This window comes from uncultured Oscillibacter sp. (assembly GCF_910579365.1).
Lineage (GTDB): Bacteria > Bacillota > Clostridia > Oscillospirales > Oscillospiraceae > Oscillibacter.
In genome coordinates this window covers 18,446-27,664 of record NZ_CAJTUX010000039.1, presented here as the reverse complement: position 1 = coordinate 27,664, position 9,219 = coordinate 18,446, and the positions used below count along the sequence as shown (strand labels likewise).

The window sequence follows — 9,219 nt, the reverse complement described above, 5'->3', positions numbered from 1 at the left end:
GAACACCCAAACGTCCTTGAAGGCAGCGATATCCGCACTGTTGAAATTAGACATAATCTATGTACTCCCTTCTCAGATGATGTGTTTCTTAATCAGGATGGCGGCCAGCTCCTCGCAGGTCTCCTTGCCGCTGCCCTCCAGCATGACGCCCACGCCCTTCTGAGGAGGCGTAAAGCTCTTAAAGATGTTGGTGGGAGAGCCCTTCAGGCCGATGGTGCTGGGGTCGATCAGCTTGTGGTCCTTCAGCTTGTCAAAGTCAAAGGTGTCCAGAGGCTTGTTGTAGGTCTCGTAGATGCCGCCGATGGACATGTAACGGGGATTGTTCAGCTCCTTGATGCAGGTCAGGAGGCACGGGGTCTGGACCTTGATGGTCATATAGCCGTCCTCCAGCATCCGCTTGACGGTGATGTTCTCCCCGTCCTTGTGGATGTCGGCGGCGTAGGTCACCTGGGGCAGGCCCAGCTTCTCGGCGATCTGGGGGCCCACCTGGGCGGTGTCGCCGTCGATGGCCTGGCGGCCGCACATGACCACGTCGTCCTTCTCCACGCCGATGGTGTCAATGGCGGCGGCGAGAATCTGAGAGGTGGCGTAGGTATCGGAACCGCCAAACTCCCGGGCGGAGACCAGCACGCCCTCGTCCGCGCCCATGGCCATGAGCTCCCGGAGCATGGAGGCCGCCGGGGGCGGGCCCATGGTGACGACGATCACCTTGCAGCCGGTCTCGTCCTTGAGCTTCAGGGCGGCCTCCACGGCGTTCATGTCGTCGGGGTTCGTGATGGTCAGCATGGAGGCCCGGTTCAGCGTGCCGTCGGGGTTGACGGCCACCTTGCCGGAGGTATCGGGGACCTGCTTGACACAGACAATGATTTTCATGATGGCTTCCTCCTCCTCTTAAAGTCCCATATTCGCGGAGATGACGATGCGCTGGACCTCGCTGGTGCCCTCGTAGATCTCGGTGATCTTGGCGTCGCGCATCATGCGCTCCATGGGATAGTCCTTGGTATAGCCGTAGCCGCCGAACATCTGGAGCGCCTTGGTGGTGGTCTTCATGGCGTGCTCAGAGCACCAGAGCTTGGCCATGGCGGCCTCCTTGGTGTAGCGGACGCCCTGGCCCTTGAGGACGGCGGCCTGATAGGTCAGCAGGCGGCCCGCCTCGCAGCCCATCTCCATGTCGGCGAAGGTGAACTGGGTGTTCTGGAACTTGGAAATGGGCTTGCCGAACTGGACGCGGCCCTTGGTGTACTCCTTGGCCTCGTTCAGCGCGCCCTCGGCGATGCCCAGGGCCTGGGCCGCGATGCCGATGCGGCCGCCGTCCAGGGTCTGCATGGCGATGGGGAAGCCCCGGCCTTCCTTGCCCAGCATGTTCTCCTTGGGAACGATGCAGTCGGTGAACACGATCTCGGCGGTGGGGGAGCCGTGGAGGCCCATCTTCACCTCATGCTTGCCGACGCTGAAGCCGGGGAAGCTGCTCTCCACGATGAAGGCGGAGATGCCCTTGGTGCCCTTGGACTTGTCGGTCATGGCGAAAACCACGAACACGTCCGCCACATAGCCGTTGGTGATGAAGATCTTGGAGCCGTTCATCACGTAGTGGTCGCCCTCCAGCTTGGCCTCGGTCTGGCCCTTGGAGGCGTCGGAACCGGCGTTGGGCTCGGTGAGGGCGAAAGCGCCCACCTTGTGGCCGGTGGTCAGCATGGGGAGGTACTTCTTCTTCTGCTCCTCGGTGCCGTGGGTGAGGATGGGGTCGCAGCAAAGACCGTTGTGGGTGGCGACGATGTCGCCGGTGGAGGCGCACTGCTTGCTCAGCTCCTCGATGCAGATGGCGGAGGCCAGGGGGTCCGCGCCGGTGCCGCCGTACTCCTTAGGCACGCACATACCCATGACGCCCAGGTTGAACAGCTTCTCGATGTTCTCCCGGGGATACTCGCTGTTCAGGTCGGTCTCGGCGGCGATGGGCTTCACTTCGTTCTCGGTGAACTCGGCCATCATCTTCCGGATCAGCTGGTGCTCACGGCTCAGATTGAAATCCATGTGATGTTCGCTCCTTATATAAAATTTGGAATTTTTGCGTACAAAAAGATAGCCCCGGGTCTGCGCGGCCCGGGGCTGTCCGGGTCTATGATGAAATAGGGGACTTACTGGATGCCCGCGATGTCTTTGGCCAGCTGCTTCTTGCCCTGGATGTTGCCCTGACGGGCAATCATGATCCGCTGGGCCTGGGGAGAGCCCGCGCCGTGCATGGACTCGGTGCGGTAGCCCACCGCCGCCGCGCCCAGGCACATATTCTCCAGGAAGCGCATGACGCGCTGGCGGTCCTCGGTGGAGACGCCCTCCCGGGCGGCGAAGAACTTGTTGCAGATGTCCCCGATGGTCTCGCCGTTCCGGCCCACCACGGTACCGCTCTCAAAGTCCTTTTGAGAGGGCATGGTGACCATCAATCCGCCGGCCACGTCCTCAGCCAGGCGCACGATCTCATAGGGGAAGCGGGTGACGTTCTGCTTGCAGACGTTGGCAAGCAGCAGGTCGATCTGGTAGTTCCCCGCCTTGGTCTTGAAGCCCTGAGAGGAGCATGCGATGCCGCAGCAGTACAGCGTCTCGTTCAGGTGGGTCATCTCGATGAGCTTATCCTTCACGGCGCTGGCCTTCTCCACGCCGTTGTACTCCGCGGCCAGGGCCGTGGCGCCAATCACCACGTCGCCCACGCCCACCTTGCAGCCGCCGTAGCTCTGGCGGTGGTAGCCCGCGAAGCGCTCCACGATCATGCCGGCGAACTCATACTCGCCGTTGAGGAAGATGTACTCGTTGGGGATGAACACGTGGTCCAGCACCACCAGGGCCTCCTGGCCGCCGAACTTGGCGTTGCCCACGTCGATGGACGCGCCCTCCTCCAGCTTCCGGGTGTCGCAGGACTGGCGGCCGTAGATCATGTACATGCCCTCGGCGTCCGTCGGGCAGGCGAAGGAGACGGCCCAGTCCTTGTCGGCCTCGCCCATGGAGATGGTGGGCATGAAGATGTGCCAGTGGGAGTTGATGGAGCCGGTCTGGTGGCATTTCGCACCCGAGACCACGATGCCGTCCTCCCGGCGCTCCACCACGTGGACGTACATGTCCGGGTCCGCCTGAGCGCTGGGGGCCTTGGAGCGGTCGCCCTTGGGGTCCGTCATGGCTCCGTCCACGGTGAGGTCGTTGTCCTGGACCATGGTGATGAAGTTCTTGAAGTTCTCGTGGTAGTGGGTGCCGTACTTCTCGTCGATCTCATAGGTGGAGGAGAAGACGGCGTTGAAGGCGTCCATGCCCACGCACCGCTGGAAGCAGGAAGCGGTCTTCTGGCCCAGGAGGCGCTGCATCTTCACTTTGTTGATGAGGTCCTCCGTGGACTGGTGCAGGTGGGTGAAGCGGTTGACGGTATGGCCCGTCAGGCTGGACTTCACGGTCATCAGGTCCTTGTACTGGGGGTCCTGGGCCAGGGCGTAGGTCATGGCGACGCAGTTGATGCTGGGGCGGATCATGGGGTGGTCCACCCAGTTCTCGATCTTCTCGCCGAACATGTACACCCGGGTTTTCAGCTTGCGCAGGCTCTCGATGTACTCTTGCGCGGTCATTAAAGCCATGTTTTTGTTCCTCCTAGTTTTGTTGGGGCGCTGGGGCTCCGCCCCTTTCCCCCGCCAGAGGCTCTGCCTCCGGACTCCGCAAGCCGTTCAAAAGGCTTGCGCCAAATTTGATCAGTCGTTTGCCAGGCCCATGAGCTCGTCACGGAAGATGCGCTCGTCCATGAGCTTCAGGTCCTCGGCAATTTTGGGCATGAACTCCATCTGGTCCAGAACCTGGGTCTGGAGGTCGATGCCCGGGGCAATCTCAATGAGGGTCACGCCCTCGGGGCGGAGCTCGAAGACGGCCCGCTCCGTGACGTAGAGCACCGGCTGGCGGACCTTGTTGGCGTAGGTGCCGGAGAAGGTGATGTGCTCCACCTGGTTCACGAACTTCTTCTTCGCGCCCTCCTGGGTGATGACCAGCTTGCCGTCCCGGCACTCGGTCTTGAGTCCCTTGGCGGTGAAGGTGCCGCAGTAGACCACCTTCTTGGCGTTCTGGGTGATGTCGATGAAGCCGCCCGCGCCGGCAAGCCGTGTGCCGAACTTGGAGACGTTCAAGTCGCCGTTGGGGGCCGTCTCGGCGAGCCCCAAGAAGGCCACGTCCAGGCCGCCGCCCTGGTAGAAGTCAAACTGCACATTGTGGTCCAGAATGGCCATGGAGTTGGCCGCGCCGCCGAACTGGGTGCCGCCGTAGGGCACGCCGGCGATGGAGCCCGCCTCCACGGTCAGGGTCATCTTGTCGGAGATGCCCTCCTCCGCCGCCACGTTGGCGATCTTCTCCGGCGCGCCGGTGCCCAGGTTCACGATGGCGTCCTGGGGCAGTTCCATGGCGGCCCGGCGGGCCAGAATCTTCTTGGCGTCCAGAGGGATGGAGGGGATGTCGTTCACGGGGATGCGGAATTCGCCGCTGAGGGCCCCGTCGTAGGGCATGCCCAGGCACTGGTTGTTGTCCTCGGGGCTGCCCACCACAATGGCGTCCACGTAGATGCCGGGAATCTTCACAAGGCGGGGGTCCAGCGTGCCGCCCTGGACGATCTTCTCCACCTGGACGATGACGATGCCGCCGGAGTTCTTGGTGGCCTGGCACTGGGCGGTGACGTCCAGAGGGCCGATCTCACGATGCACCGTGCAGTTGCCGTACTCGTCGGCGTAGCTGCCCCGGACCAGGCAGACGTTGATGGGGATGGGCTTGTAGAGAAGGCGCTCCTCCCCCTCGATGTTGACGAGCTTTACCAGGTCCTCCTTGGTGCACTCGTTCAGCTTGCCGCCGCCGTTCCGGGGGTCCACAAAGGTGTACAGGCCCACGTGGGTAATGGTGCCGATGTTGTGGGCGGCGATGTCCCGGTACATGTGGGTGATGACGCCCTGGGGCAGGTTATAGGCCTCCAGCTTGTTTTGAAGGGCCAGCTCGCCCAGCTTGGCGGCCCGGTCCCAGTGGCCGCCCACGACCCGCCTGCACATGCCCTCGTGGCCGAAGTGGTCGCCGCCGGTGCCGTCCCGGTGGCCCTGGCCCGCCGCGAAGAACAGCGTCAGGTCCCGGGGGTGCCCGGTTTCCACGAAGCGCTGCTCCAGGGCTTTGGTCAGCGCCTCGGGGCAGGCGCAGCTGACGAAGCCGCCGGTGGAGACGGTGTCGCCGTCCTTGACCATCAGCGCCGCTTCTTCTGCGGTAATCACACGAACTTTTTTCATGCTTTCCGAACTCCTTTTCCTATGATAGAATAGAGCTGAAACAGAACTTTGCCCCGGCAAGGAGACTTCTCCGCTGCCGCCGCTCCGGCCCGTGTTGTCACCAGGCTATAGAGCGCGCGAAAGTTCTTTTGCGTACGTTTCTTTCAAGAAAAGTGCGTTACTTGTTCTGGAAGTGCTTTTCCTTCCGCTTTTCCAGGAAGGCGCTCATGCCCTCCTTCTGGTCCTCGGTGGCAAAGCACATGGCGAAGAGCTCGTTCTCCAGGGCGATGCCGTCGTCGATGTCCATCTGCATGCCCCGGTCGATGCAGGCCTTGGAGTACTTTACGGCGATGGGGGCGTTGACGGTGAAGGATTTTGCCATGGCGATGGCGGCGTCCATCAGCTGCTCCAGGGGATAGACCTCGTTGGCAAGACCGATGGCCTTGGCCTCCTCCGCGCTGATGACCTTGCCGGAGAAGATCAGCTCCTTGGCCTTGGCGGCGCCCACCCGGCGGGGCAGACGCTGGGTGCCGGAGAAGCCGGGGGTGATGCCCAGGCCCACCTCGGGCTGGCCGAACTTCGCGCCGCCCTTGCCCTCGGCGTTGGGGCCGGCGGCCAGGATGATGTCGCAGCTCATGGCGATCTCGCAGCCGCCGCCCAGGGCGAAGCCGTTCACCGCGGCGATGGTGGGAATCTCCAGCTTCTCAATCCGGCGGAAGAGGGCGCTGCCCCGCTGGCCCCACTTGCGGCCCTGGGCGACGTCCATGGGCTTTTGCTCGCCGATGTCCGCGCCGGCCACGAAGGAGCGGCCCTCGCCGGTGAGGATGAAGGCCCGGAGCTCCGTATCCTTCTCCACCTCGCCGATCAGCGCCTCCAGATCGGAAATCACCTGAGAGTTCAGGGCGTTCAGCGCCTCGGGACGGTTGATGGTGGCAATGCCGATGTTATCCTGCTTCTCGTAACGAACGGTTTGATACATAGTGGCGTCCTCCTTTATTTTGCGGGGTCAGGCCCCGTTTTTCCCGCTGATTATTATAGCAAATTTTGTGCCAGCTTTTCAAGCCGCAGTTTCTGCCGCGATAGCCAGTTTCCTGTTCACAATGCCAAAAAACCGGGCCTTTTTTTGCCATTTGGGAGAGAGCCCGCCCCAGAATCTGGGGGGCTTATTCATTTTTGAATAGTCCAAAGGAACGGCGAACGCTCCGGAAGTCGAAAGGCTTTTGGAAAAACCGTGCATTTGGCGGCGGCTGTTCTGTGAAAACCGCGCATAAAGCCCTGAAATGGGGCTGGACTATTCATGTATGAATAACACCTATTCAAATATGAATAAAAAGGACGGACAGGAGGCATCCGCTCTGTCCGGGGGTAAAAAAATTTTTTGAAACGGGTGAAGAATTCTCCAGGCGCATTTCGTATGATAGATGTCGGACGACAACGGGCCGCCGGATACGCGTTCCGGGGGCCCAGGGAGGGGGTGGTGAGACGGCGTGGCATCCATGACAAGGGAACAATTCTCGGCGCTGGTACTGCAATACGAGCGGCTGGTGTACACCGTCTGCTTCCAGCTGGTCCGGGACGCGGCGGCGGCGGAGGACCTGACGCAGGAGACCTTCCTCTCCGCCTACCTTCACCGGGACAGCCTCCCGGAGGGGTATGAGCGGCAGTGGCTGGGCCGCGTCGCCGCCAACAAGGCCAAGGACCATCTCCAAAGCGCCTGGAACCGCCGCACCGTCCTTCCCGGGGAGGAGGAGCTGGCCCGGGGGCTGGCCCCGCCCGCCGAGGAGGCGGTGCTCCGCCGGAGCGCCATGGAGGAAATGCAGGCGGCGCTGCGGGAATTGAAGGAACCCTACCGGCAGGTGTGCCGCCTGTGCCTGCTGGAGGAGCGGTCCCCCGAGGAGGCCGCCCTGGCCCTGGGCAGGCCGGTGAAGACCGTATATACACAGCTCTCCCGAGGCAAACGGCTGCTGCGGGAGGCATTGGAGAGGAGGGACGCGCATGGTATTTCGTGAGGACGGACATCTGAGCGGCGAGGCGCTGCTGGCCCTGGCGGGAAATGAGGACTGCTTCAGCGAGCTGGAGCGGCTGGAAATCGCGGAGCATCTGGCCTTCTGCGACGGCTGCTTGCAGAGGTATACCATGGCCCTGGAGGACGGGGCGCTGCTGGTCCCGGAGCGCTCCTGCCAAAAGACCCTCTGGGCCCGGGTGCGGAACCGGGCGGTCCGGGCGGTCACCAGCCGGTATGCCACGGCGGCGGCGGCTGTGGCCCTGGCCCTCACTGTGCTGTGGGGCGGGGAGCGGGTGGAATTCACCCGGTCCAGCCTGCCGGAGGACCGGCCCAGCATTTCCCGGCAGCTTACGGGCCTGACGGGAGAGATCAGCGATTCCCTGCATCAGACCGTGTCCGGTTTGTCGGACTTTTTTGACGGGTTCCGCCCCAGCCAGTTCATAGAAGGAGGAAATCACTCATGAGGTTTTTGCGAAAAATGTTCGGGGGCTGCTGGCACCTGCTCTGGGCCTGCGTCCCCGGCTGCGGGCAGATGTGCCAGGGGTATATGAAGCGGGGCATCTCCCAGACCATCATCGCCACCGCCCTGCTCTTCATCGCGGTATTCCTGGAAATGGGGGTGCTGGCGGTGCTGATCGCGCCGCTGTGGATGTACTCGTTTTTTGACAGCTTCAATCTCCGCCGGCAGATTCGGGAGGGGATGGCCCCGGAGGACGAGTTCATGTTCGGCCTGTCCGAGATGGACTCCCGGAAGCTGACCCAGATCATCAGCCGCCGGGGAAGCCTCATCGGCTGGGTGCTGGTGGTGGTGGGCCTTTATAATGTGTATCAGATTTTCGCCCGGCGGGTGCTTGGAACGCTGGCGGACCACTTCCCCATCTTCGACTGGCTCTATAGCCTGCTGGTCTGGGATATGCCCCGGATTTTGGGGACGGTGCTGATTGTCGCTCTGGGCCTCTGGTTCATCAAGGGGCCCAAGGCCCCCAAGGGGGACGAACCCGCCTACACGCCGCCCAAGGGCCCGGCGGAGCCTCCGAAGATGAAGGCGACCCCCTGGACGGAGGCGGAGGAGCGGTTTCACCAGGAGCCGGAGCCCCGGGCCCCGGAGGTCCCCCAGGCGGAACCGCCCGCGGAACCCGCGCCGGTGACCCTGGAGTGGAAGTCGGCGTTCAACGTGGAGAAGTACGAGAAGGAGCTCCGGGAGAAGCAGGAGGCCGACCATGACGGCAGTCAGTGAGGGGGCGGCCCGGCCCCAGCGCCGGGTGGGGACCTTCACGCTGGGAATCGTGCTGGTGACGGCGGGGTGCGCCATGCTGGCCTCCCTGCTGTGGCCCGGGCTGGAGACCGGCTGGCTCCTCAAGGCGTCGCCGCTGATTCTGGTGTCCCTGGGGGTGGAGACTTTGCTCTCCGCCCGGGGCGGCGGAAGGGTCCGGTACGACTGGCTGGGAATGTTCCTCTGCTTCCTCCTGGTGGGAGCGGGGCTGGTTTTCTATGCCGCCGCCTGGGCCTGGGAGAACGGGGAGTACTTCAACGTTTCCGACTGCTCCCGCTACGCCGATGAGGCCAGCTACCGGATGGACTACCGCTACTTCAATGGCTTCGACTCCCACACCCTCCGTCTGGAGGCCGGGGACGCCCTGGCGGGCCGGGTTGACACCTGGAACGGCTGGCTGGAGGTGGAGATCAGCGACGGGGACGGGAACACCCTCCTGGAGGAGTCCGCGCTGAACGGGGAGCAGTCTGTGGAGATCGCCAGGACGGGGGACTACACCATCCTGGTCCATGGGCGGAGAACCAGGGGGAGCTTTGCTTTTTCCAGAGTCCCGGCCGGGGAGGCGGAAGGGACAGAGAATCCGGCGGACCTGGAGGCCTGGCCGGAAGCGGAGGAGCCTCTGGCTCCGGAGGAAGAACCCTGAACAAAAGACCAGCCGGAGGGCGCTTTCGCTCTCCGGCTGG

Annotated in this window: 9 protein-coding genes; 4 read left to right on the top strand and 5 right to left on the bottom strand. The window is 63.3% G+C overall.

What is annotated here, in order from left to right; translation table 11 throughout:
* Positions 1–72 precede the first annotated feature (72 nt).
* The 5 genes from acrB to QZ329_RS10010 all read right to left on the bottom strand — a co-directional run bounded on the left by acrB (position 73) and on the right by QZ329_RS10010 (position 6,237).
* Complete coding sequence (gene acrB / locus QZ329_RS10030; protein ID WP_295751965.1) at positions 73–873, bottom strand: acryloyl-CoA reductase electron transfer subunit gamma; 801 nt, start codon at positions 871–873, stop codon at positions 73–75.
* An 18-nt stretch (positions 874–891) separates the two neighbouring features.
* Complete coding sequence (locus QZ329_RS10025; RefSeq protein ID WP_295751962.1) at positions 892–2,031, bottom strand: acyl-CoA dehydrogenase; 1,140 nt, start codon at positions 2,029–2,031, stop codon at positions 892–894.
* Positions 2,032–2,135: 104 nt separating this feature from the next.
* Positions 2,136–3,611, bottom strand: coding sequence for a 4-hydroxyphenylacetate 3-hydroxylase N-terminal domain-containing protein (locus tag QZ329_RS10020; RefSeq protein WP_295751959.1), 1,476 nt, complete (start codon positions 3,609–3,611; stop codon positions 2,136–2,138).
* Between the two features lie 111 nt (positions 3,612–3,722).
* Positions 3,723–5,279, bottom strand: coding sequence for a CoA-transferase (locus tag QZ329_RS10015; RefSeq protein WP_295751956.1), 1,557 nt, complete (start codon positions 5,277–5,279; stop codon positions 3,723–3,725).
* Positions 5,280–5,436: 157 nt separating this feature from the next.
* Complete coding sequence (locus tag QZ329_RS10010; protein WP_295751953.1) at positions 5,437–6,237, bottom strand: enoyl-CoA hydratase-related protein; 801 nt, start codon at positions 6,235–6,237, stop codon at positions 5,437–5,439.
* A 517-nt stretch (positions 6,238–6,754) separates the two neighbouring features.
* On the opposite strand from QZ329_RS10010, the gene QZ329_RS10005 reads away from it, so the two are divergent.
* The 4 genes from QZ329_RS10005 to QZ329_RS09990 are packed head-to-tail and all read left to right on the top strand — an operon-like array spanning position 6,755 to position 9,179.
* Entirely contained in the window at positions 6,755–7,267 is a 513-nt protein-coding gene (locus QZ329_RS10005) for a sigma-70 family RNA polymerase sigma factor (RefSeq protein ID WP_295751950.1), read from the top strand.
* Entirely contained in the window at positions 7,254–7,727 is a 474-nt protein-coding gene (locus tag QZ329_RS10000; RefSeq protein WP_295751947.1) for a hypothetical protein, read from the top strand. The genes QZ329_RS10005 and QZ329_RS10000 overlap by 14 nt, the downstream gene beginning before the upstream one ends.
* Positions 7,724–8,500 (top strand): hypothetical protein, encoded by a 777-nt coding sequence (locus tag QZ329_RS09995; protein WP_295751944.1) that lies wholly within the window; start codon positions 7,724–7,726, stop codon positions 8,498–8,500. The genes QZ329_RS10000 and QZ329_RS09995 overlap by 4 nt, the downstream gene beginning before the upstream one ends.
* Entirely contained in the window at positions 8,484–9,179 is a 696-nt protein-coding gene (locus QZ329_RS09990; protein ID WP_295751940.1) for a hypothetical protein, read from the top strand. Before QZ329_RS09995 ends, QZ329_RS09990 begins: the two co-directional genes overlap by 17 nt.
* The last annotated feature ends 40 nt before the right edge of the window (positions 9,180–9,219 follow it).